This is a genomic window from Haloferula sp. A504, from assembly GCF_044385805.1.
Taxonomy (GTDB): Bacteria; Verrucomicrobiota; Verrucomicrobiia; order Verrucomicrobiales; family Akkermansiaceae; genus Haloferula.
In genome coordinates this window covers 72,012-92,931 of the sequence record NZ_JBISBU010000007.1, presented here as the reverse complement: position 1 = coordinate 92,931, position 20,920 = coordinate 72,012, and the positions used below count along the sequence as shown (strand labels likewise).

The window sequence follows — 20,920 nt, the reverse complement described above, 5'->3', positions numbered from 1 at the left end:
GGTATCGGAATGCGGATCTCTTCGAGTCTTTCCGATTGTCGGTTATGGTGTCCGACGGTTTGAATGACAGGGATGACCGTCCGGAAAGTCATTCGCTTTCTCCCCGAAGACTTCGAGATCGAGGAGAGCTTGCGAGACCAACTCAGCAGCCGCTCGGGGACGCAGCGGTTTCTGGCGGGGGACCATGAGGCCCTGCTGATCGTCCACGAGGTGCCGGAGCCGAAGATTCCCGAGCGGGATGCCCTGGTGTTCTGGCGTCGCGCGGACGGCACCTGGCGGGGGCCGGCGGACAGTGAGGGCTTGAAGGAAATGTCCCGGCTTTTCGACCGCTACCAGTCGGTGATCGACAAGTATGAAGCGCTGCTCGAGGAAACCGAGGAGGTGACGCAGGTGTTCGAAATCATCCGCCACGCCGCGCCGATCGCGCGATCGATGCGCAACATGCTGGCGGCGCTCGAGGCGGCCGTTCCCGCGGACGAGGAGAACCGCACGCTGATCGGGCTGCGCGACCGGGTGCGCGAAATGCAGCGGGCGGCGGAGTTGCTCTACCACGATTCGAAGCTGACGCTGGAGTTCTGGCAGGCGGAAAGTGCGGAGGAACACCAGCAGGCCGCCGAGCGACTGAATTCGATCGCCTTCCGCCTGAACCTCATGGCCGGCTTCTTCCTGCCGCTGGTGGCGGTGGCCGGGTTGCTGGGAATGAACGTGGAAATTCCGGGTTTTCTCCAGCCAGGCTTCTGGGTGATCCTCGGGGCCGGCCTGTTGCTGGGGGCGATCGTCCTGTTCGTGGTGGGTTGGGAAGGCCTGCGGAGAAAAAAATGACCGGACTCTGGGTATTCCTGGGAGGGGTTGCCCTGGTGGTCGCCCTGACGGTGTGGCACGCGTCCAGGGTGAGCCGCCGCCGCCGCCAGCTGCGGGCCTCGGGGCTCTCCGACGCCGAGCGTGCCCTGGTGGAAAAGCGGTTTCCGCTGTGGAAGACGGTGCCGGAACCGACCCGCCGCCTCGCCGAGGGATGGATGCGGGTGTTTCTCGATGAAAAGGGGTTCGAGGCCTGTGGCGGACTTGAGGAGGTGACGGACGAAATGATGCTGGCGGTCGCCGCCCCGGCCTGCCTGCTCATCGCCCACCGGCCGCAGGATTTCTATTCGCGCTTGCGAAGCATCCTGATCTATCCGGATGCGTTTCACTCCGGCGGGCGCGACGTGCGGCTCGGGGAGTCGTGGAGTACCGGCAGTGTGGTGCTGTCGTGGCAGAGCGTTTGCCAGGGCTCGGCGGATCCACGGGACGGCCTGAACGTCGTGCTGCACGAGTTTGCGCATCAGATCGACCAGGAGGACGGGGTGGCCGACGGGATTCCGGAGTTCGACGAGGGACCGGACTACGGACGCTGGTCGGCGGCGATGGCCCCGGCTTACGAGCGCTTTTGCGAGCGGGTGGAGGCGGGGAAGCGCTCGGTGCTCGACGACTACGGGGCCGAGAGTCCTGCCGAGTTTTTCGCCGTCGGAACCGAGACCTTTTTCGAGAAGGCGCGCCAGCTGCGCGACGACGAACCGGAGGTTTATCGAGAGTTTGCGCGCTTCTACGGGATGGATCCGGCGGAGTGGAGGTCGGGGACCCGGACGTGAAGGGGATATTTGGTGACTGATTGGTGTGTGGAGAGGTTCGCAGAGGCGCGCTCCACGCGGCATCGCCATGGGGGAGTCGCTCGCAAAACATCACTTGGTGCCGCCGGGGCTTGTCGGAGCGGGCCGATTCGGGGATGATCCTTCCCCGTGGCGAATTGGTATTACGGCGAAAACGGCGAGCAGCGTGGCCCGGTTGAGGAACACGAACTCCGGGAGATGATTGCCGCCGGCAAGGTGGGTGGCGACACCATCATCTGGCGCGAGGGCATGGACAACTGGCAGAAGCTCTCCGAAGTGCCGGAGTGGTCGGGCCAGATCGTGGGGTCCCCGTCACCAGCCCAGCCGGTCTCGCCCTATCAGAGCCCGGCGGCCGGCGGCGTCGGTCCGTATCCGGTCGCTCCGAACAACGGCAACGCGATCGCCAGCCTGATTTGCGGGATCACCTCGATCCTGATGCTCTTCACCTGCTTCCTGGGAATCATCGCCGCCATCCCGGCGGCGATCTGCGGTCACCTGGCCCTGAAGCAGATCAACGAATCGTGCGTGCCGATGGCGGGGCGGGGAATGGCCATCGCCGGGCTCATCACCGGCTACGTCACCATCGCGGCCACGCTGTGCTTTGGCGTCATCATGCTGGTTGCGGTGATGAGCGAAATGTAGGTTTCCGCGAGGGGAATGACGTCCATAGGGAAGAGTCGATCGGGAAAACGTCTGGCGATCGTGGTCGCGGTCTTGGCCGTGTTTGGACTCGGGGCGTTGTGGCTGGCGCGCAGCGGACCCTCCGGCCTGCCCTGGACCTGCATCCTGCACGATACCACCGGACTCCATTGCGCCGGCTGTGGCATGACCCGCGCGGCCCACGCGCTTCTGGAAGGGCGCTTCGTGGACGCCTTTCGGTTCAACCCGCTCGGCGTGGTGCTGGTGCCCCTGGTGTTGGTGATGCTGGCGCCCGGGGTGGTCGGCTGGGTGCGGGGTGAGCCGCCGAAATGGCAGGTTCCACTCGGACGCCGCAGCGGGATCGTCCTGCTTGTCCTCATCCTTGGCTACACGGTCTTGCGCAACCTGCCCTGGGCGCCATTCACGCTGCTGGCACCGCCCTGAAGCCCGGCGAAACGAGGATTTTCGCGGGAGCGGGAGTGGATATTCGGCCGTAATCACTTGAAAAAGCGAAGCGCTTCCGGCAGAGGACTCCCGCCGTGAGGTTCATTGGATCGTCGGCCGTGGCGGTCCGGCGGTCGCGGCGGTCCGTGCGTCCCGTGCTTTGCGATCGATCACCCATGAAGGAGTCTGAAACATCCCGCCCGAGCGTGAGGCGTCTGAGCGTGGAGGCCGTGCTCGCATGGTCTGCGCTCTTCGTGATGTGGGTGATCCTCAGCGGGAAATTCGACGCCTTTCACCTCGGCTGCGGAGTGGTGACCGTGGGGGCGCTGATCTGGATGCACCGGGCGCTGGAGCCGTTCCGGCCGCATGGGTCGGGGGAAATCCGGCTGCGGCGGCTGGTTCCCTACATGTTCTGGCTGGCCAAGGAGATGCTGGTGGCGGCGGTGCATGTCGCGATCGTCATCCTGCGTCCCAAGGGCCGCCTGGACCCACGGTTGATCCGCTTCGAGTCCGAGCAGCCGACCCTGCTCAACGCGGTGATCTTCGGCCACTCCATCACCCTCACCCCGGGGACGATCACGCTCGACCTGGAGGACGACCGCTATCTGGTGCACGCCCTCACCCCCGGGGTTGCCCGCGACGTGATCGAGGGATCGATGCACCGTCGGGTGGCGAGGCTGACCTCCGACCGGCCGGTCGCCACGCCGCGGCTGCTGCCCCATTCCGACCCGACCGCCCCGTGAACTACGCGCTTACCATCCTGCTCGTCCTGTTTCTGGTCGCGGTGCTGATCCCCTTCTACCGCCTCGCCAAGGGGCCGACGGTGTTCGATCGGTTGCTCTCGGTCGGTGCGATCGGCAGCAAGGCCATCGCCCTGATTCTGCTCATCGGCCTGCTCTACGACCGGCTCGGCATGTTTGTCGACATCGCCCTGGCCTACGCCATCCTGAGTTTCATCGGCACGGTGGCGGTGGCCGAATATTTCAGGCTGAAGGGGGGCGAGGAGTGAGCGGGATACTGGACATCGTCGGCTACGGACTGGTGGTGCTGGGCCTGGCGTTCATGCTTGTCGGGAGCGTGGGCATCGTGCGGCTCCCGGACTTCTTCGCCCGCACCCATGCCGCCTCGAAAGTGGACACCGTGGGGGTCTCGATCGTGGTGGTCGGGGTCGCGTGCATCGAGGGGTTCTCGCTCGACGGCCTGAAGGTGCTGCTGGCTGCCTTCTTCGTGGTCATGACCAACCCGGTGGCGGCCCACGCCCTGGCGCGGGCGGCGGCCCTGACCGGGCTCAGGCCGTGGGTGCGTCCGGACACCGCCGATTCGGCCCGAGAAAAATCCGATCCATGAACCTGTTTATCGAGACGACGATGTTCCTGCTGCTGATCGCTTCGGCGATCGCGGCGATCGAGTTGCGCGACCTGCTTGCGGCGGTGGTGGTCACCTCGGTGTTCAGTTTCGTGCTTGCGACGCTCTTCGTCGCCTTCGGGGCGGTGGATGTGGGATTCACCGAGGCGGTGGTGGGTGCCGGGGTGGTGGGGGTCTATTACATCGCGATGTTGCTTCATACCGAAGGGAGGGCGGACGATTGAAGGCGGTCACGGGAGTGCTGCTCGCCGCCTTTTTCGGGGTGCTGGTCTGGGCGTCGAGCCACCTGGCGCCGGTCGGCGATCCGGACGCGCCGCTGCATCGGGAGATCAGCCCCGCCGGCACCCCGGTGGCCGGTGCGCATTACATCCATGAGTCCTACCGCGACGCCCACACCGAGAACATGGTGACGGTCGTCCTCGCCGATTACCGGGCTTTCGACACCCTTGGCGAGACCGTGGTGGTGTTCGCGGCGGGTGTCGGTGTGTTTCTCGTTCTGGCCCGCAGGAAGGCATGATCACCCACAGCAACATCAGCCCGATTCTGCGTTTCGCCTGCCGGTCCGCCGCACGGATCATCCAGGTCTTCGGGGTTTACGTGATTGTGCACGGGCACTACAGCCCGGGTGGTGGATTCCAGGGCGGCGCGCTGCTCGCCGCGGCGGTCTTCCTGCTGCGCATCGGCGAGGGGCGGGAGCACAGCCAGCGAGACATGCCCTCGCGGGTGACCCTCCTGCTCGGTTCGATCGGGGTGCTCGTCTATGGGGCGGTCGGGTTGCTGACGATCGCGACCGGGGGGCGTTTCCTCGACTATGACGCGGTGCCGCTGCCGGGGCTGAGCCTGGATGACCGGCACTACTGGGCGATCCTGGTGATCGAGTTGGCGGTGGGTCTGGCGGTGATGGCCATCCTCGTCGGCATCTTCGACCGACTTCTGCAAAGGTTCCACCATGACTGAATCCTTCTCGCAATACGGTGCCTACTGGATGTGCTTCCTCGTTCTCACGGTGGGCCTCTACGGCATGCTGATGAAGCGCGACTACGTCAAGAAGGTGATCGCGCTGTCGATCTTCCAGGCGGCGATCATCCTGTTTTTCGTGATCGCCGCCTACAAGGAGGGGGCCGGGGTGCCGATCTTCGACAAGGAGATCGGGGCGGAGACGGCCGCGGCCTACATCAACCCGCTGCCCCACACGCTGATGCTGACGGCGATCGTCGTCGGGGTCGCCACGGTAGGGATGGCGCTGGCGCTGCTGATCCGGATCCGGCGGGGGTTCGGCACGCTGGATGAGGACAAGCTGAAGGAGAAGATGAAATCATGAGTTCCCATCTTCCACTTCCGGTCCTGCTGACCTTTTTCGGAGCCGCCCTCTTCATGCCGCTGGCGGGTCTGGTGCACCGGCGCGCGCCGTGGGTGGTGGCGGTGGCGGGCAGCCTGCTGGCGGGAGGTTTCGCGTTGTTCGGCCTGCTGCACGTGGCCGGGCACGGGGAGGTGCGTTATTCCGTGGGCAACTGGGATCCGCCGTTCGGCATCGAACTCGTCGCCGATCCCTTGTCGGTCTTCATGCTGGTGGTGCTGGCGGTGATCGCGGCGGCGACCCTGATCCACTCGCGCGAGCCGGTGGAGCGCGAGGTGGCGGCACGGCCGGCGCTCTATTACGCGTCGGCATTGATCATGCTCGGTGGCTTCGCGGGGATCGTGAGCACCGGAGACCTCTTCAACCTGTATGTGTTTCTCGAAATCGCGGCCCTCGCGAGTTATGCCTTGCTCGGTGCGAACGGACCGCGCTCGGCGGTCGCCGCCTTCCGCTATCTCATCCTCGGCACCATCGGCGCCTCGTTCTATCTGATCGGCGTCGGCTTTATCTTCATCGAAACGGGATCGCTCAACATCGCCGATGTGAGGGCGATCATCGAGGTGGTGGGGTTGACCGTGCCGATCGGGGTCGGGGCGGCCTTCATGGTGGCCGGGATCGCGGTCAAGTTCGCGCTGGTGCCCTTCCACCAGTGGCTGCCCGACGCCTACACCGAGGCCCCCTCGTCGAGCACCGCGCTGGTCGCCCCGATCGGGACCAAGGTGGCGGCGTACGTGCTGATCCGCCTGATGCTGGATCTCTTCCCCGGCGAGCGGATCGAGTCCGCGCTGCACCTGCGCGAAATCCTCGGCGTGCTCGGTGCGATCGGGATCCTGTGGGGATCGATCATGGCCATTCCGCAGACCAACCTGAAACGCATGCTGGCCTACAGCAGTGTCGCGCAGGTCGGTTACATCGCCCTCGGAATCGGTCTCGGCACCGCCTACGGGCTGATCGGGGCGGTCCTCCACATCCTCAACCACGCCTGCATGAAGAGCTGCCTTTTCCTGGTGTCGAGCAATCTCGAGACGAAGGGGAGGGGCGTGAAGATCGGGGACTTCGACGCCTCGCTGCGGCGGGACATGCCGGTCAGCTCCGCGGCCTTCGCGGTGGCGGCGCTGTCGATGATCGGGCTGCCGCCCACCGCCGGATTCTTCAGCAAGTGGTACCTGCTGCTCGGCAGCTACGAGGAGGGGCGGTGGTTCTTCATCGCCACCATCATCGCCAGCAGCCTGCTCAACGCGGTGTACTTCTTTCGCATCCTCGAGCGGATGTATCTCGGGGGCGGCGACGAGCCTGCACGGCGGGAACGGACCCGTGGCGCGGCTTTGCTGGCGACTCCGGCGGCGGCGCTGGCCGTCGGCCTGCTGCTGCTCGGTTTCGGCAACGCCTACCTGGTGAGCGAGTTCATCTTTCCGATCGTGAGCGGACCCTGACACCATGCCAGCCGACCCTTCAACGACCTCGATCCTGCCGCTCGTCGCCATCCTGGTGTCGATGCTGGTGGTGCCGGCCATCCTGCTGAGCGGTCGCCGGCCGAACCTGCGCGAGGGCTGGACCTTCGCTGCGGCGGGCGTGAAATTCGTCTGCGTCCTTCTGCTGCTGCCCGCCGCGTTGCGCGGGGCGAGCACGAGCCTGACCTTGTTCGAGCTGGCGCCCGGGGTCGGTCTGTCGCTGGTGGCCGACCCGCTGGGCGTCTATTTCGCGCTGGTCGCCTCGGGGCTCTGGATCGTGACCTCGGTTTACTCGATCGGCTACATGCGCGGGCATGGCGAGAAGAAGCAGACGCGGTTCTTCGCCAGCTTCGCGCTGAGCCTGTCGGCCACGCTCGGCGTGGCCTTTGCCGGAAATCTCCTGACCTTCATCCTGTTCTACGAGCTGCTGACGCTGGCGACCTACCCGCTGGTGGTCCACAAGGAGAGCCCGCAGGCGCTGCGATCGGCGCGGATGTATCTGGCCTACGCCCTGACGGCCGGGTTGCTGCTGGTGGTGGCGGCCGGGTGGATCTTCGCGCGCACCGGCACGCTCGACTTCGCGCCGGGGGGGATCATTGCCGAAGGGGTGTTCAGCGATGGCGAGCTGAAGGTGCTCTTCATGCTGCTGATCACGGGCGTGGGCGTGAAGGCGGGGATCATGCCACTGCACAGCTGGCTGCCGGCGGCGATGGTTGCGCCGACCCCGGTGAGCGCCCTGCTGCACGCGGTGGCAGTGGTGAAATCCGGGGCCTTCGGGATACTTCGGGTGGTGGGCTTCATCTTCGGCCCGGCGCTGATGAGCGGGCAGGGCCTCGACGTGATCCTGGCCGGCTTCGCGGGGGCGACCATCCTGCTCGCCTCCATCATCGCGTTGCGGCAGGACAACCTCAAGAAGCGGCTGGCCTACTCGACCATCGGCCACCTTTCCTACATCGCGCTCGGGGCGGCGCTGCTGGCGCCCGGGGCCCTGACCGGGAGCATCCTCCACCTTTCCGCGCACGCGGTGATGAAGATCACGCTGTTCTTCTGCGCCGGGGCGATTCAGGTCCACGCCCACCGCAGCGAGATCAGCTCGTTCAATGGCCTCGGCCGGGCGATGCCCTGGACCTTCGGCGCCTTCGCGATCGGCTCGCTCGGGCTCGCCGGTATTCCTCCGGTCAACGGCTTCATCAGCAAATGGTGGCTTTGCCTCGGCAGCCTCGAGTCCGGCCGCGACATTGCGCTGGGTGTGTTCCTGCTCAGCGGACTGCTGAACGCGGCCTACTTCTTCCCCATCGTCATCCGCGCCTTCTTCCTGCCGCCCGATGCGGCGGGCGACGCCCACCCGGTGCGCGGCGAGGCCTCGCCGTGGATGGTGGCGCCCTTGTGCGTGACCGCCACGCTGGCCGTCGTCTTCGGCCTGTTCCCGGATTTCCCGTTGCCGTTCTTCGAACTCGCGAAGGGGATCGTGCAATCGATCGTCGCCGGATCGTCGCCGTCGCCCGCAGGCTGAATTCCTTTCACCATGAAACCGCTTCACTGGATCCTGCTCGCCCTGCCCACCCTCGGTGCCCTGGCCCTGCAACTGTTCGGGCCGGAGCATCCCTATCCGAAACCGTGGGACAAGATCCCGTTGTTCTACGCCGCGTTCGGCTTCGTCGGTTGCGTGCTGATCATCATCGTCTCGAAGGCCCTCGGGAAGGCCTTCCTGCAGAAACCGGAGGACTACTATGACCGGGATCGCTGAGCTGCCTCCGGCCCTCTGGATGGCCCTCGCGGCGGTGCTCATGGTGGTGCTGCCGAAGGCCGCGCGCGCGGGCGTCGCTGTGGTGGTGCCGCTGGTCGCGCTCGCTCTGCTGACCCGGCTGGAGCCGGGAACCTATCTCACGGCGGGACTGGCCGGATTCGAGTTGGTGCTCTTCGAGGTGACGAAGCTGAACTTCGTCTTCGGCGTGATCTTCCTGCTGATCTCGGCGGTGGCCGCGATCTACGCGTGGCATCTCGACGACCGGACCCAGCAGGTCGCGGCGCTGCTCTATGGCGCCGGGGCGGTCGGCGTGACCTTCGCCGGCGATTTCCTGAGCCTGTTGATTTTCTGGGAACTGATGGCGGTGGCTTCGGCGTGGTTGGTTTTCGCAAGAAAGACCGACGACAGCGTGCGCGCCGGGTTCCGCTACCTGATGGTCCACTTCGCCGGCGGCTCGCTGCTGCTCGGCGGCATCATCCTCCACCACGCGCAGACCGGCAGCCTGGAACTCACCGCGCTGTCCCCGGAGCAGGGTCTCCCGGCCTGGCTGATCCTGCTCGGCGTGGCGGTGAACGTGGCCCTGCCGCCGCTGCACGCGTGGCTGCCGGACGCCTACCCGCGGGCGACCGTCACCGGCGCGATCTTCATGAGCGCGCTGACGACCAAGTCGGCGGTCTACGTCCTGCTGGTGCTTTTCGCCGGCTGGGATTTGCTGATCTACGCCGGGGTCGCGATGGCGCTCTACGGGGTCGTCTATGCGGTGCTGGCCAACGACATCCGGCAGATCCTCGCCTACCACATCATCAGCCAGGTCGGCTACATGGTCGCCGGGGTGGGCATCGGCACGGCGCTTTCGATGAATGGCGCGGCCGCCCACGCCTACAGCCACATCCTTTACAAGGCGCTGCTTTTCATGGGCGCCGGGGCGGTGATCCAGGCCACGGGCAAGAGCAAGCTGACCGAACTCGGCGGCCTGGCACGGCGGATGAAGTGGGTGCTGGTGCTGTTCATGATCGGGGCCTTCTCGATCTCCGGCTTTCCGCTGTTCAACGGCTTCATCAGCAAGTCGATGATCGTCTCGGCGGCGGGCAAGGCGCACCTCGACGGAGTGATGCTGCTGTTGCTGCTGGCCTCGGTCGGAACCTTCCTCCACACCGGCCTGAAAATTCCGGTGTTCACCTTCTGGGGTCAGGACCGCAAGCTCGAGACCCGGCCGATCCCGCGCAACATGTACGTGGCGATGGGGATCCTGGCGTTTCTCTGCACGCTCTACGGCGTTGCGCCCGGCCTGTTGTACTCGATGCTGCCCTTCGAGGCGGAGTATCATCCCTACACGGCCTATCACCTGGTCGAGACCGTGCCGCTGCTGACCTTCACCTTCATCGGCTTCTGGGTGCTGCGCGAGAAGCTGGCCGGCGAGCCCTACCTGGCGGTCGATACCGACTGGTTCTACCGCCGCTCCGCGCCGTGGGCGGACCGGTTGCTGGTCGGCCCGGTGAATGCCTGCTTCGCCGCCGGCGCGGCGTTGCGGGGACGCGTCGTGGCCTTTGTCGAGCGGATCTGGGGCAATCCCCGGGCGTGGTTCCGGCCGGGGCGGGGGGCGTCGGAGACCTTCGATCCCGATGCCGAGCGCAAGCCGCTGGCCTGGAGTCTTGCGGCCATCCTGTTCTTCAGCGTGGTGCTGAGCCTGCTGTTGTATTTCGGCAGGTAGCCGGGGCGAGTTTCAGTCGCGGCCCATCAGCTTCGCCACATGCTTGGCGAGCAGGTCGGCCTCGAGGTTGACGCGCTGGCCGGGCTGTCGGGCGTGGAGGTTGGTCTGCTCGAAGGTGTGCGGGATGATCCAGAAGCGGGCGAGGGTGCCGTCGATCTCGGCGATGGTCAGCGAAATGCCGTCCACCGCCAGCGAACCCTTGTCGATGCACAGCGGCGCGAGGTTTTCCGGCAGCCGGACATCGAGCACGTGATCCTGGCCGTGGGGCCCGAGTTGTTCGACGGTGCCGGTGGCGTCGACGTGGCCCTGGACGAAGTGGCCGCCGAGCCGGTCTCCGGCCCGCAGTGCGCGCTCGAGATTCACCGGCGAGCCTTCGGCGAGGTCGCCGAGCGAGGTGACGTCGAGGGTCTGCATGAGGACGTCGAAATCCGCGCCGACCGGATCGACGGCGACGGCGGTGAGGCAGCAGCCGTTGACGGCGACCGAATCGCCGAGCGTGAGTTCGGAGGCGAAGGGGATGGCGAGCGAGAGGCGGGCCTGGTCGCCGCGCCGCTCGAGCGAGCGCACCCGGCCGCAGGCTTCGACGAGTCCGGTGAACATGACGATTTACGGTTCTGAGATGAATGGAATGAGTGGTTCGCCGGTCGGATTCCGGGGAGGAAACCCCACCTGGACGGCGGGCCGCCGGTCCGGATCACCGAGGCGACGGCGACACGGCCGGAGTGTGCTTGGTGCGCGGGCGTGGGGGCAAGGGAAAGCCGCGGCAGGAAGGAGGTTTCGGGCTTGGGTCGGTCGCGATGAGCCCGTACGGTCCCAGCAATGACTCGTTGGTTGCTCTTGTTGCTGCCGGTGGCCCTGCTTGCGGCCTGCGGCACCGGCGACCAGCGGGCGGTGGTCGACGAACTGCCGTCGAATCCCTTTTCCCCCGATGCCATCCCGGCCGCCCTGCGCGGGGGAGGGACACCGATCGAGCCGGGACGGGGACTCCAAGAGCTTCAGAACGACGCCGGGACGGTGATGAATCCCGACGAGATCGTTTACACCGATCCGGATGCCGAGAATCCTGAGGACGTCGTGCCGGAGTTGCGCGAGCTGCTCGAGGCGCGGCGCGAGGACGGACCGTGGGGGCGCAGCATCACCCAGGTCTTCCGCGAGGCGCGCAAGCAGGACCGGCCGGTGCTGATCTGGTTCAACGACTCGGGCAATCCGATGTCGAGCCGTGCCATCAGCGAGGACCTCTTCGGGCGGCAGGATTTCGAGACCTGGGCGGGCGAGACTTTCGTCCGGCTGCAGGTCGATGCCGAGGTGGGCAGCAAGCTCGACGACGAGGGCGCGAGGAAGGCCGACTTCGTCGACAACCTGAAGAAGCACTTCAAGGTGATGGGATATCCGACACTGCTCGTGCTGACGCCCTCCGGGGAAGTGATCGGCCGCTATCGTGGCTACAAGCGCGGCCAGTGGGAATACAAGTGGGCCCAGCTGCGGCAGGGCGCCTTTCTTGCCGAGAAGTCCCACAAGGATTGGAAAAAGAAGATGGAGCGCAAGGGCTACCGGACCTGGTCGGACCCGCTCGGCCGCAAGTTCTTCGCCAAGCTGATCGCCTATCGCGACGGGGAGGTGATCCTGATGGAGCCGGACGGAACCCGGGCCCGCACCCGCGAGCACCGGCTGTCGGTGGAGGATCAGGACTGGATCGCCGCCGAGAAGCGCAAGCGGGGGATCGAGTAGCAGGAAGGGACCGCGCGACGCTGTCGCGCATTGAACGCTTGGAGGAGCGGTTGGCTGGCTGATGTTGGTCGATTTTTTGGGGCTGTGGTTTCCCGTGTCCGGGGGCGGGTGGCGGTTCGCGACGACCTGGGCTCCGAGAGGCGCGACAGCGTCGCGCGGTCCCTCCGATCTTGCAGGAAAGTCTCGCCCCGGCGTTGACCGCGGTGGCCATCGGTCGGAATACTCCGCCCGCGAATCACTCACAGGATCATGGAAGACGTCATCATCATCGGAACCGGCTGTGCCGGCTACACCGCCGCCATCTACACCGCTCGGGCCAATCTCGAGCCCCTCATGCTCACCGGCACCCAGCCGGGCGGCCAATTGACGACGACCACCGAGGTGGAGAACTTCCCGGGCTTTCCCGAGGGGGTCATGGGGCCCGACCTGATGGCCAGCATGCAGAAGCAGGCCGAGAAGTTCGGAACGCGGATCGAGTTTGCCAACGTCGAGAGCGTCGTGAAGACCGATGCTGGCCACTTCGAAGTCAAGGCGGGCGACAAGACGCTGGAGAGCAGGACCGTGATCGTGGCGACCGGAGCCGCACCCCGTCACCTCGGGATCGAGGGCGAGGAGAAGCTCATCGGCCACGGCCTGACGTCCTGCGCGACCTGCGATGGTGCCTTCTACCGCGACGTGCCGGTGTGCGTGATTGGCGGTGGCGACAGCGCCTGCGAGGAAGCCGGGTTCCTGACTCGTTTCGCGAGCAAGGTCTACCTGATCCATCGCCGTGACGAATTGCGGGCCTCGAAGATCATGGCCGAGCGGGCGCTGGCCAACGACAAGATCGAGCCGGTGTGGAACTCGGTGGTCACCGATTACCTGACCGACGACGAGGGCGAGATGCGGGCGGTGAAATTGAAGAGCACGGTCGATGACAGCGAGAGCGAACTGGAAGTGAAGTGCGTGTTCGTGGCGATCGGCCACGTGCCGAACAGCAGCTTTCTGGGCGATCTGGTGGACACCGACGAGAACGGCTACATCCTCCAGAATCCGGGGCGCACGGCGACCAAGACAAAAGGTCTTTTCGCCGCCGGCGACGTGGCGGACCACTACTACCGCCAGGCGATCACCGCGGCAGGCCAGGGTTGTGCCGCGGCGCTCGAGGCCGAGCGCTACATCACGGACGCGGAAGGTTGAGGTGCCTTTTTTGCCGCTTGCCCCGGCGGGGGTCCTTGGTCAAACATCCGCCACCCCAAGGGCGGCTTGGCGGAATTGGTAGACGCGCTCGACTCAAAATCGAGTTCCTTTGGAGTGTGGGTTCGAGTCCCACAGCCGCTATTTTCCCCAGACATCCAGCATGGAGGCGACGCGGACCATCGGCATCATCGCGGGCAACGGCGCCTATCCGAAGGTGTTCATCGAAGCGGCGCGCCGCGAGGCACCCGAAGCGCGCCTGGTGATGGCCGCCTTCGAGGGCGAGACCCGGCCGGAGGTCGCGGAAATGGTCGACGACGTCGAGTGGATGCGGGTCGGCCAGCTGGGAAAACCGATCCGTTACCTGCGCAGGCAGGGTGCGAAGGAGGCCGTGATGGTCGGTCAGATCGCGCCGAAGAACCTCTTCGATCTCCGCCCGGATCTTCGCACGCTGAAGTTGCTGGCACGGGTCAAGGAGCGCAACGCCGAGACCTTGTTCGGCGGCATCGCCGAGGAGATGGCGCAGGATGGCATCGAGTTGCTCCCGGCAACGACCTTCCTCGAGGATCTGCTGCCCGGGCCGGGCCATGTGTTCGGACCTCCCTTCAAGGACCGGCAACTGGACGACGCGGCCTTCGGATACCGGATCGCCAAGGAATCGAGCCGGCTGGACATCGGGCAGACGGTGCTCGTGCGGCACGGCACGGTGCTGGCGGTCGAGGCTTTCGAAGGAACCAACGCCTGCATCCGCCGCGGCGGGGAACTCGGCCGTGGCAAGAACGTGATGCTGGTGAAGGTCTCGAAGCCGGATCAGGATTTCCGCTTCGATGTGCCGGTGGTCGGGCCGCAGACGATCGAAACCTGTGCCGAGGCGGGTGTCGGGGCGATTGCGGTCGAGGCACGGCGCACGCTGTTGATCGAGCGCGACGAGGTCGAGCGCCTGTGCCGGGAGAAGGGAATCGGTCTGCACGCGGTCGGCGAATGAAGGTGAAGACCCGGAGGGCCGAGGAACTGGCCGACTGTCTGGAAGAGTTGGCCGCGTTGAGGATCGCGGTTTTCCGGGAGTGGCCGTATCTTTATGAGGGAACGCTTGAATACGAGCGTGGCTACCTGGCGACCTATCTCGGGAATCCACGGGCCCGGATCGTGACGGCGGAGGAGGGCGGGCGGCTGGTCGGCATCTCGACCTGCCTGCCGCTGGCCGACGAGCTGGAGGAATTCCGGCGGCCGCTGGAGGAGGCGGGTTTTGAGACGGCCGAGGGTTTCTATTTCGGCGAATCGATCCTGCTGCCTGAATATCGCGGCCGGGGCATCGGGCGGCAGTTCATGGAGGCGCGGCTCGAGGCGGCACGGGCGCACGGGGGGATCGGGTTCTGTTGTTTCTGCGCGGTGAGGCGGGATGGAGACGATCCGCGACGACCGGAGGGATATCGTCCGCTCGATCCGTTCTGGCGCAAGATGGGCTTCGAGCCGCTGGACGGGGTGACGGCGGTCTTCGACTGGCGGGAGGCGGGCGACGTCGAAGAGACACCGCACGTGATGGATTTCTGGGTGTGGCGCGAAGTTGGACTTTGCGAGTGATCCACGGTGGCTCCAGCCCCGTGGGGCGCCGAAGCCGGAGCTTCGGCAATCAGCTCGCAAAGCCGGAGCTTTGCGCCACCTAACCGCCGAAGGCGTTGGCAGGCACGCCCTGGACGCCGAGATCGCGGATGACGAGGAGGCGGCCGGCGTGTTCTTCGACCTCGGTCTTGTGAATACCGGTCGTGACGTAGAGGTCGGCCAGGTCGGGGCCACCGAAGGCGCAGGCGGTGGTTTCGAGGCAGGGGAGTTCCACCCGGCGCAGCTCGGTGCCGGTGGTAGGGTCGTAGCACACCACGCAGGCACCGTGGCAGAAGGCAATCCACAGATTCCCGTCGGCATCAATCGTCATGCCATCGGGAGAGGCGTCGATGGCCCCGGTCGAGAAGGCGGTGCGGAGATTCGTCAGGTGTCCTTCCGCGTAGTCGAAGGCGAGGACCTCGCGGCGCGGCGTGTCGATGTAGTAGCAGGTCGCACCCTCCGCGCTCCAGGCGATGCCGTTGGAGTTGGTGACCGGGCCGAAGACCTCGTGGATCGAATGGTCGGGATCGAGCCGGTAGAGCCGGGCGTCGCCGGTCTTCTTCGCCAGGCTGATCGTGCCGGCGAAAAACCGTCCGTCGGGCGAGCACTTGCCGTCGTTGAAGCGGTTGTCGGTCTTGTCCGGCTCCGGGTCGCCGAGGGGTTGCAGACTGCCGTCGCCTTCGTCGAGAAGATGGAAGCCGCTGTCACCGGCAATGACCAGGCCGCCCGACTCACGGGGCACGACCGTGCCGACGCGCTCACCCGTTTCCCACTGGACCTCCTCGCCGCTTTCCGGGGTGTGGCGGATCACGCGGCGGCCCTCGATGTCGACGTAGTAGAGCGAGTTCTTCCACCAGATGGGGCCCTCGCCCCACTGGCTCCTGATGGTTCCGACAGGTTCGATGATCATGACTCTTCGGGAGGAAGGTGGGGTTCGAAGCGCATGGCGCGTTCATGTTCGCCAGCCTTGGCGGTGCGCCTCGCCCGGCGCTGGAAGTATTCCTGCGCCCGGAAGATCTTACCGCCCTTGTCCGGGGTGATCCGCTCGGAGGTGCCGTCGGACCGGATGCGCCAGGCCTGCTGGTTGTCGCGGAAGAAGGTTTCGAGGATCTTCAACAGGCGCGACTTCAGGCGGTTCTCCTCGACGGGAACCATGAGTTCGACACGGCGGTCGAGGTTGCGGCCCATCCAGTCGGCCGAGGAGATGAACATCTGCGCGTCGCCGCCCTGATGGAAATAGAAGATCCGCGAGTGCTCGAGGTAGCGGTCGATGATGGAGACGACCTCGATGTTCCTCGCCCGCTTCGAGTTGCCGGTCTTGAGGCAGCAGATGCCCCGGACATTCAGCTTGATCTGCACGCCGGCCCTCGAGGCGTCGTAGAGGGCGGCGATGACCTGGGGGTCCTGCAGGGAGTTGACCTTGGCCAGGATCCGGGCCGGTTCGCCCTGGCGGGCCCGCTCCGCCTCGTCCGCGATCAGCGACAGCAGGCGCGGCTTCATGGCGGTGGGCGCCGGCACGATGCGCTGGAAGCGCAGCAGCTTCGAGCGCCCGGTCACCGCATTGAAGAAAAGCGATGCGTCCGATCCGTACTCGGGCCGGCAGGTGAGCAGGGAGATGTCGGTGTAGAGCCGGGCGGTGGACTCGTTGTAGTTGCCGGTGCCGAGGTGGACGTAGCGGCGCAGGATGCCGGCCTCGCGGCGGACGATCATGCAGATCTTGGCATGGGTCTTGAGTCCCTTCACGCCGTAAACGATGTGCGCTCCGGCACGCTGCAGTTCCTCGGCGCGGTCGAGGTTCCGGGCTTCGTCGAAACGCGCCTTGAGTTCGACCAGCACGGTCACCTGCTTGCCGATGGCGGCGGCGCGGATCAGGGCATCGATGATGCGGGAATTCTTCGCGGTGCGGTAGAGGACCTGCTTGACCGACAGCACGTCGGGGTCGCGGGCCGCTTCATCGAGCATCCGCAGCACCGGCTCGAAGCTTTCGTAGGGGTGGTGAAGCAGGATGTCGCGCTGGGCGATCGCATCGAAGACCGGTTCGGCCGGAGAAATGTCGGGCGAGGGCTGGGGACTCCAGTCGCGGTCGCGGAGGTGGTCGAAGCCGCTGAGGAAGGCCATTTCCATGAAGGAGGCGAGACCCAGCGGGCCATGGATGCGGTAGACCTCGCCCGGCCCGGCCTGGCAGACCTCGCGGATGACTCCGGCGAGATCGCGGGAAATCGGAACGGGCAGCTCGAGCCGGACGGTGTCGGCGATCTTGCGGGCGGCGAGCACGTCCTCCATCTCGCCGGCAAGGTCGATGGCGTCTTCCTCCTGCACGGCGATGTCGCCGTTTCGCGTGACGCGGAAGCAGCCGGTCGAGACGACCTTTTCGCCGGGGAAAAGCGAGCCGAGATGGGCCGCAACAAGGTCCTCGATCAGCACGAAGGCGTTGTCGACCCCGGGGACGTCCACGGCGATCCGGCGACCGAGGCTTTCGGGCAGGGGGACGAGCGCATGACGGGTCGAGTCGCTGTCCTCGTCCCGCAGCTTGCAGGCCAGGGTGAGTTGCAGTCCGGGGACATGGGGTGGGTCGCCCCCGGGATCGATCGCCAGCGGCGTGAGCAGCGGGCCCACCGAGGCGTGGAAGTAGGTCGCCAGCTGGTCGGTCTGGGCCGGCTCGAGCTGGGCGATGCGCATCATCCGGATCCCCTCCTTCTCGAGCGCCGGCAGGAGATCCTCCGACAGCAGTTGATACTGGTCCGAGATCATCCGCTGGACCCTGCGGCGGATGGCCTGGATCTGCTGGAGAGGGGTGAGGCCGGAGGGATCGGGCCGGGTGCGGCCGCTGCGGCGCATCAGCATCAGGCCGCCGACCCGCACCTGGAAGAACTCGTCGAGGTTGGAGGCGGTGATCGCGAGGAACTTGAGCCTCTCGAGCAGCGGCAGATCGGCACGCTGGCCTTCGGAGAGCACCCGCTGGTTGAACTCCAGCCAGGACAACTCGCGGTTCACGTAAGGCAGTTTCATGAGCAGTGCGAAAAAGGAAGGGAAGGCGGTCTGCGGAGCATTTGGAACTTGGAACTTCTCACTTGGAACTTCGACTAAGCCGGATCGGCAATCACGACTTCGAGCCCGAAGACCTGCTCGAAGAGGTCGCCCTTCGACTCCATGGCCAGGCGTTCGACCGCGACGTCGCTGACGCCGGGGAGCACCAGGTGGAGGCGGTGGCGGTGGCGGCGTGTTTCGATGTCGTGGACGCGCTGGTTGTGGGTGCGCTCGAGGGCGTCGGCCACCCGCAGGATGGCGGCGAGCTTGGAGACGAGGATGCGGTCGGCCGGCGCGAGCTCGCGGTAAGCCGGGTGGTCGAGACGCGGACCGGAATGCCGGTGGTAGCGGGCGACGAGCGCGATCACGGTGACGTCGCGCCGGTCGAGCCCGAAGATCTCGCTGTTGAGGATGATGTATTCGGAGTGCTTGTGGTGGGCGCGCGGGCTGATGAAGGTGCCGACCTCGTGGAGAATCGCCGCGACCTCGAGCAGCAGCCGGTCGTGCGGGCTGAGCCGGTGGAGGTCGGTGAGCTGGTCGAAGAGATGCAGGGAGATCCGCGAGACGTGTTCGCCGTGATTGGCGTCGGACAGGAAGCGCGAGGCCAGGATGCGCGCCGAGCGCAGCACCTCGCGGTCGAGGGAGTCGGTCAGCTGGTTGGAGACGAGGATGTCCTGCAACAATCCCTGCTCGTAGTCGCTGGCGGGGATGTGCAGGTCCTCGACGCCTAGGGCTTCGGCGATGGCGAGATTGGTCTCGATGGCCGGGACGAGCGCCTCGGCCGACTGGTAGTCGGTCTGGAAATGCTGGACGAGTTCGAGATCGCTCATTTCCGCGGCGGTGCCGGAAACCCGCCGCAGTGTCTTGGGGCTGCACGATCCCGAGCGGTCGGTGAGGAAATGCCGCACCTGCTGGAGTTCATAGCCGATCATGACCAGGGTGGAGACCTTGACGTCGTGGTAGTCGAACCGGAGCTGGGCGAGGTTGCCCGAGGCGTTTTCGCGGATCACGCGGAGCATCGCCTCGCCGCCGTTGTGGGAGCCCTCGATGGCCTCGCGGGTGCGGTGGGCACCGAGCCGGTAGCTGGTGTAGCGGCGGATGGCTCCATCCTCGAAAAGCAGGGCGCGGGTGTTGCCGGGGCCGACGTGAAGGACCATCGCGCTCTTGCGCTTCATCGGGGGGGTGTCGAGCAGCCGGCGGCGGGTCTTCAGGTAGATCAGGCGGGTCATTTCGCCGTCGTCGATCGGATTGATCTCGAGTCCGCAGGCGATCCTCACCCGGTTGAGGAAACGCTCGTGGTTGTCGGCCTCGACGAGGATGTTGGTCGCGACCGCCCTCGACTCGAGGTCGATTCTCGCCCCGTACTCGCGGGCGGTGGAGACGAAGCCGTTGAGGATCTCGACGATTCGCTCGGTCGTCTCGCGGCCGATGCTGCCGTGGCGGAAGATGTCGCGGGCCAGCGGAGCGGGTTGCTCGAGGAAATCGACCGGGGTGTAGCGGCCGTCCTCGCCCTTCTGCGCCACCAGCATCGACACCGAACTCGCGCCGATGTGCACCGCGGTGACCGGCGCGACGGCGGAAATCGGGGTGTCGTCCGGGCAGCTCATCGGCTGCTAGGTTGCCGAACCGGACGGGCCATGCAACGCCGAATGTGTGACACTGGAAATTGGATCACTTGAAGCTTTTCAAGCGGTGAAGGGAACGAAAGCATGCCAATGATGAAGTTGCTTGGAGACCCGTGTGAACGCTACATCGTGCCCGAGGGTGCCAAGGTGAAGCTCCGTGAGAAGGAAGCCGACGACCTGTCCCTCTGCCCGGATGGCGGCAAGAGCTCGACCCAGGCGCTTTTCGACGAACTCCGCGACGAGATCCAGCAGCTCCAGAAGGTCCTCTATGCCCAGGGCAAGCACCGGGTGCTGGTCATCATCCAGGCGATGGACACGGGCGGCAAGGACGGCTGTGTGAAGCACGTCTTCTCGCGGGTCGACCCGCAGGGCATCCACGTGCGGAGCTTCAAGAAGCCGAGCGAGAACGAGCTTGCCCACGACTTCCTGTGGCGGATCCACCGCCACGTGCCGCGGGATGGCGAGATCATGATCTTCAACCGCAGCCACTACGAGGACATCATCGCGGTGCGGGTGAAGAAGCTGATGCCGGAAAAGGTCTGGCAGCAGCGCTACCGCCACATTGTCGAGTTCGAGCGGATGCTGGCGGAGGAGGGCACCACCATCTTGAAGTTGTTCCTCCACATCTCGAAGGACGAGCAGAAGGACCGGCTCCAGAAGCGCCTCGACAACCCGGCCAAGCACTGGAAGTTCAACCCGGACGACCTGGCGGACCGCAAGCGGTGGGATGAGTTCCAGCAGGCCTACGAGGATCTGATCGAGCGGACCAGCAAGCCCTGGGCACCGTGGTATGTGATCCCGGCGGACCGCAAATGGTACCGCAACCTGTGCGTCGCGCGGCTGTTCGCCAATACGCTGGAGAGGCTCGACCTGAAGTTCCCGGACATCGACTTTGATCCGGACAAGATTGTCATCGGGGATTGAAGCGGGGTTGACAGACCCATTTCGAAGCGGTCAAACAGGGCCATGGGTGCTTGGGACACGACTTCTTTCGCGAATGATTCCGCCAGCGACTGGCTGGCCGAGCTCGTCGAAAGTGGATCGATCGACATGGTCGACGAGGCAATCGATGCGGTGCTCGGCGGCGAGGGCGAACTCGAGGCCTCGGTGGCCGAGGAGGGAATTGCCGCGGCCGAGGTGACGGCATGGCTCTACGGCCGGCCCAGCAAGGGAGCAGACGATGCCGAGGGGTTGGAAAACTGGATCGACGATCAGGAGCTCGATGACGACGACGGGCGTCTGAGACGGGCCCGCAAGGTGGTGGATCGGGTTTTCAACCGTCCCAGCGAACTCAGGGAGACCTGGGAGGAAGCCGGCGAGATCGAGGACTGGCGCAAGAGCCTGACCGAGCTGAAGGACCGGTTGAAGGAGGTGGAGTGAGGGTGGCGGGTTTGCAGCTCGCGGTCCG

Annotated in this window: 25 protein-coding genes and 1 tRNA gene; 22 read left to right on the top strand and 4 right to left on the bottom strand. The window is 65.9% G+C overall.

Going from position 1 to position 20,920, the window contains the following annotated elements:
* Positions 1 to 72: 72 nt before the first annotated feature.
* The 15 genes from ACG2LG_RS05710 (at position 73) to ACG2LG_RS05640 (ending at position 10,357) form a co-directional block, all read left to right on the top strand.
* On the top strand, positions 73 to 822 hold the full coding sequence (locus ACG2LG_RS05710; RefSeq protein ID WP_396257127.1) for a CorA family divalent cation transporter: 750 nt from the start codon (positions 73 to 75) through the stop codon (positions 820 to 822).
* Positions 819 to 1,625 (top strand): zinc-dependent peptidase, encoded by an 807-nt coding sequence (locus ACG2LG_RS05705; protein ID WP_396257125.1) that lies wholly within the window; start codon positions 819 to 821, stop codon positions 1,623 to 1,625. The genes ACG2LG_RS05710 and ACG2LG_RS05705 overlap by 4 nt, the downstream gene beginning before the upstream one ends.
* Before the next feature lie 147 nt (positions 1,626 to 1,772).
* Positions 1,773 to 2,285 carry a GYF domain-containing protein gene (locus ACG2LG_RS05700; RefSeq protein WP_396257123.1) on the top strand — a complete coding sequence of 171 codons (513 nt, stop codon included), beginning with the start codon at positions 1,773 to 1,775 and terminating at the stop codon, positions 2,283 to 2,285.
* A 15-nt stretch (positions 2,286 to 2,300) separates the two neighbouring features.
* Entirely contained in the window at positions 2,301 to 2,726 is a 426-nt protein-coding gene (locus ACG2LG_RS05695; protein ID WP_396257122.1) for a DUF2752 domain-containing protein, read from the top strand.
* A gap of 206 nt (positions 2,727 to 2,932) precedes the next feature.
* Positions 2,933 to 3,469: a Na+/H+ antiporter subunit E gene (locus ACG2LG_RS05690; RefSeq protein ID WP_396257120.1), complete on the top strand. Its 537-nt coding sequence runs from the start codon at positions 2,933 to 2,935 to the stop codon at positions 3,467 to 3,469.
* The gene (locus ACG2LG_RS05685; protein ID WP_396257118.1) at positions 3,466 to 3,735 is read left to right on the top strand and encodes a monovalent cation/H+ antiporter complex subunit F; all 270 of its coding nucleotides are present in this window, start codon (positions 3,466 to 3,468) and stop codon (positions 3,733 to 3,735) included. Before ACG2LG_RS05690 ends, ACG2LG_RS05685 begins: the two co-directional genes overlap by 4 nt.
* Positions 3,732 to 4,073 carry a monovalent cation/H(+) antiporter subunit G gene (mnhG, locus tag ACG2LG_RS05680; RefSeq protein ID WP_396257116.1) on the top strand — a complete coding sequence of 114 codons (342 nt, stop codon included), beginning with the start codon at positions 3,732 to 3,734 and terminating at the stop codon, positions 4,071 to 4,073. Before ACG2LG_RS05685 ends, mnhG begins: the two co-directional genes overlap by 4 nt.
* Positions 4,070 to 4,315 carry a hydrogenase subunit MbhD domain-containing protein gene (locus ACG2LG_RS05675; protein ID WP_396257114.1) on the top strand — a complete coding sequence of 82 codons (246 nt, stop codon included), beginning with the start codon at positions 4,070 to 4,072 and terminating at the stop codon, positions 4,313 to 4,315. The genes mnhG and ACG2LG_RS05675 overlap by 4 nt, the downstream gene beginning before the upstream one ends.
* Complete coding sequence (gene mbhE / locus ACG2LG_RS05670; RefSeq protein ID WP_396257112.1) at positions 4,312 to 4,608, top strand: hydrogen gas-evolving membrane-bound hydrogenase subunit E; 297 nt, start codon at positions 4,312 to 4,314, stop codon at positions 4,606 to 4,608. The genes ACG2LG_RS05675 and mbhE overlap by 4 nt, the downstream gene beginning before the upstream one ends.
* On the top strand, positions 4,605 to 5,048 hold the full coding sequence (locus ACG2LG_RS05665) for an MnhB domain-containing protein (RefSeq protein WP_396257110.1): 444 nt from the start codon (positions 4,605 to 4,607) through the stop codon (positions 5,046 to 5,048). The genes mbhE and ACG2LG_RS05665 overlap by 4 nt, the downstream gene beginning before the upstream one ends.
* Positions 5,041 to 5,412, top strand: coding sequence for a cation:proton antiporter subunit C (locus ACG2LG_RS05660; RefSeq protein ID WP_396257109.1), 372 nt, complete (start codon positions 5,041 to 5,043; stop codon positions 5,410 to 5,412). Before ACG2LG_RS05665 ends, ACG2LG_RS05660 begins: the two co-directional genes overlap by 8 nt.
* Complete coding sequence (locus ACG2LG_RS05655; protein ID WP_396257107.1) at positions 5,409 to 6,881, top strand: complex I subunit 5 family protein; 1,473 nt, start codon at positions 5,409 to 5,411, stop codon at positions 6,879 to 6,881. The genes ACG2LG_RS05660 and ACG2LG_RS05655 overlap by 4 nt, the downstream gene beginning before the upstream one ends.
* A 4-nt stretch (positions 6,882 to 6,885) precedes the next feature.
* Positions 6,886 to 8,412 carry a monovalent cation/H+ antiporter subunit D family protein gene (locus tag ACG2LG_RS05650; protein ID WP_396257106.1) on the top strand — a complete coding sequence of 509 codons (1,527 nt, stop codon included), beginning with the start codon at positions 6,886 to 6,888 and terminating at the stop codon, positions 8,410 to 8,412.
* A gap of 12 nt (positions 8,413 to 8,424) precedes the next feature.
* Positions 8,425 to 8,646, top strand: a complete 222-nt coding sequence (locus ACG2LG_RS05645; RefSeq protein ID WP_396257104.1) for a hypothetical protein — start codon at positions 8,425 to 8,427, stop codon at positions 8,644 to 8,646.
* A complete protein-coding gene (locus tag ACG2LG_RS05640; RefSeq protein ID WP_396257102.1) occupies positions 8,630 to 10,357 on the top strand; it encodes a Na(+)/H(+) antiporter subunit D in 1,728 nt (575 codons plus the stop codon). The genes ACG2LG_RS05645 and ACG2LG_RS05640 overlap by 17 nt, the downstream gene beginning before the upstream one ends.
* Before the next feature lie 12 nt (positions 10,358 to 10,369).
* Here the strand turns inward: ACG2LG_RS05640 and ACG2LG_RS05635 are convergent, their stop codons facing one another.
* Entirely contained in the window at positions 10,370 to 10,957 is a 588-nt protein-coding gene (locus tag ACG2LG_RS05635) for a riboflavin synthase (RefSeq protein WP_396257100.1), read from the bottom strand.
* Positions 10,958 to 11,176: 219 nt separating this feature from the next.
* Between ACG2LG_RS05635 and ACG2LG_RS05630 the strand changes: the two genes are divergently transcribed.
* From ACG2LG_RS05630 to ACG2LG_RS05610, 5 genes are all read left to right on the top strand, one after another.
* Positions 11,177 to 12,085, top strand: coding sequence for a hypothetical protein (locus tag ACG2LG_RS05630; protein ID WP_396257099.1), 909 nt, complete (start codon positions 11,177 to 11,179; stop codon positions 12,083 to 12,085).
* Between the two features lie 249 nt (positions 12,086 to 12,334).
* On the top strand, positions 12,335 to 13,264 hold the full coding sequence (gene trxB / locus ACG2LG_RS05625; RefSeq protein WP_396257097.1) for a thioredoxin-disulfide reductase: 930 nt from the start codon (positions 12,335 to 12,337) through the stop codon (positions 13,262 to 13,264).
* Positions 13,265 to 13,324: 60 nt separating this feature from the next.
* Positions 13,325 to 13,405: transfer RNA gene (locus ACG2LG_RS05620), tRNA-Leu, on the top strand.
* A 19-nt stretch (positions 13,406 to 13,424) separates the two neighbouring features.
* Positions 13,425 to 14,246: an LpxI family protein gene (locus ACG2LG_RS05615; protein WP_396257095.1), complete on the top strand. Its 822-nt coding sequence runs from the start codon at positions 13,425 to 13,427 to the stop codon at positions 14,244 to 14,246.
* A complete protein-coding gene (locus tag ACG2LG_RS05610; RefSeq protein WP_396257093.1) occupies positions 14,243 to 14,842 on the top strand; it encodes a GNAT family N-acetyltransferase in 600 nt (199 codons plus the stop codon). The genes ACG2LG_RS05615 and ACG2LG_RS05610 overlap by 4 nt, the downstream gene beginning before the upstream one ends.
* Positions 14,843 to 14,921: 79 nt before the next feature.
* On the opposite strand, the gene ACG2LG_RS05605 is transcribed toward ACG2LG_RS05610, so the two are convergent.
* The 3 genes from ACG2LG_RS05605 to ACG2LG_RS05595 all read right to left on the bottom strand — a co-directional run bounded on the left by ACG2LG_RS05605 (position 14,922) and on the right by ACG2LG_RS05595 (position 19,494).
* Positions 14,922 to 15,770 (bottom strand): SMP-30/gluconolactonase/LRE family protein, encoded by an 849-nt coding sequence (locus tag ACG2LG_RS05605; RefSeq protein WP_396257091.1) that lies wholly within the window; start codon positions 15,768 to 15,770, stop codon positions 14,922 to 14,924.
* Positions 15,767 to 17,869, bottom strand: a complete 2,103-nt coding sequence (gene ppk1, locus ACG2LG_RS05600; RefSeq protein ID WP_396257089.1) for a polyphosphate kinase 1 — start codon at positions 17,867 to 17,869, stop codon at positions 15,767 to 15,769. The genes ACG2LG_RS05605 and ppk1 overlap by 4 nt, the downstream gene beginning before the upstream one ends.
* A 74-nt stretch (positions 17,870 to 17,943) precedes the next feature.
* On the bottom strand, positions 17,944 to 19,494 hold the full coding sequence (locus ACG2LG_RS05595; RefSeq protein ID WP_396257087.1) for an HD domain-containing protein: 1,551 nt from the start codon (positions 19,492 to 19,494) through the stop codon (positions 17,944 to 17,946).
* A gap of 111 nt (positions 19,495 to 19,605) precedes the next feature.
* On the opposite strand from ACG2LG_RS05595, the gene ACG2LG_RS05590 reads away from it, so the two are divergent.
* Positions 19,606 to 20,436: a polyphosphate kinase 2 family protein gene (locus tag ACG2LG_RS05590; protein WP_396257085.1), complete on the top strand. Its 831-nt coding sequence runs from the start codon at positions 19,606 to 19,608 to the stop codon at positions 20,434 to 20,436.
* A gap of 42 nt (positions 20,437 to 20,478) precedes the next feature.
* Positions 20,479 to 20,892, top strand: a complete 414-nt coding sequence (locus tag ACG2LG_RS05585; protein WP_396257083.1) for a DUF4259 domain-containing protein — start codon at positions 20,479 to 20,481, stop codon at positions 20,890 to 20,892.
* Positions 20,893 to 20,920 lie beyond the last annotated feature (28 nt).

Coding starts and splice junctions, on each gene's coding strand:
- ACG2LG_RS05585 (WP_396257083.1), top strand. CDS start 20,479: ATGGGTGCTTGGGACACGACTTCTTTCGCGAATGATTCCGCCAGCGAC.
- ACG2LG_RS05645 (WP_396257104.1), top strand. CDS start 8,425: ATGAAACCGCTTCACTGGATCCTGCTCGCCCTGCCCACCCTCGGTGCC.
- ACG2LG_RS05705 (WP_396257125.1), top strand. CDS start 819: ATGACCGGACTCTGGGTATTCCTGGGAGGGGTTGCCCTGGTGGTCGCC.
- ACG2LG_RS05605 (WP_396257091.1), bottom strand. CDS start 15,770: ATGATCATCGAACCTGTCGGAACCATCAGGAGCCAGTGGGGCGAGGGC.
- trxB (WP_396257097.1), top strand. CDS start 12,335: ATGGAAGACGTCATCATCATCGGAACCGGCTGTGCCGGCTACACCGCC.
- ACG2LG_RS05695 (WP_396257122.1), top strand. CDS start 2,301: ATGACGTCCATAGGGAAGAGTCGATCGGGAAAACGTCTGGCGATCGTG.
- ACG2LG_RS05595 (WP_396257087.1), bottom strand. CDS start 19,494: ATGAGCTGCCCGGACGACACCCCGATTTCCGCCGTCGCGCCGGTCACC.
- ACG2LG_RS05610 (WP_396257093.1), top strand. CDS start 14,243: ATGAAGGTGAAGACCCGGAGGGCCGAGGAACTGGCCGACTGTCTGGAA.
- ACG2LG_RS05665 (WP_396257110.1), top strand. CDS start 4,605: ATGATCACCCACAGCAACATCAGCCCGATTCTGCGTTTCGCCTGCCGG.
- ACG2LG_RS05590 (WP_396257085.1), top strand. CDS start 19,606: ATGAAGTTGCTTGGAGACCCGTGTGAACGCTACATCGTGCCCGAGGGT.
- ACG2LG_RS05660 (WP_396257109.1), top strand. CDS start 5,041: ATGACTGAATCCTTCTCGCAATACGGTGCCTACTGGATGTGCTTCCTC.
- ACG2LG_RS05655 (WP_396257107.1), top strand. CDS start 5,409: ATGAGTTCCCATCTTCCACTTCCGGTCCTGCTGACCTTTTTCGGAGCC.
- ACG2LG_RS05635 (WP_396257100.1), bottom strand. CDS start 10,957: ATGTTCACCGGACTCGTCGAAGCCTGCGGCCGGGTGCGCTCGCTCGAG.
- ACG2LG_RS05710 (WP_396257127.1), top strand. CDS start 73: ATGACCGTCCGGAAAGTCATTCGCTTTCTCCCCGAAGACTTCGAGATC.
- ppk1 (WP_396257089.1), bottom strand. CDS start 17,869: ATGAAACTGCCTTACGTGAACCGCGAGTTGTCCTGGCTGGAGTTCAAC.
- ACG2LG_RS05640 (WP_396257102.1), top strand. CDS start 8,630: ATGACCGGGATCGCTGAGCTGCCTCCGGCCCTCTGGATGGCCCTCGCG.
- ACG2LG_RS05675 (WP_396257114.1), top strand. CDS start 4,070: ATGAACCTGTTTATCGAGACGACGATGTTCCTGCTGCTGATCGCTTCG.
- ACG2LG_RS05650 (WP_396257106.1), top strand. CDS start 6,886: ATGCCAGCCGACCCTTCAACGACCTCGATCCTGCCGCTCGTCGCCATC.
- ACG2LG_RS05630 (WP_396257099.1), top strand. CDS start 11,177: ATGACTCGTTGGTTGCTCTTGTTGCTGCCGGTGGCCCTGCTTGCGGCC.
- ACG2LG_RS05615 (WP_396257095.1), top strand. CDS start 13,425: ATGGAGGCGACGCGGACCATCGGCATCATCGCGGGCAACGGCGCCTAT.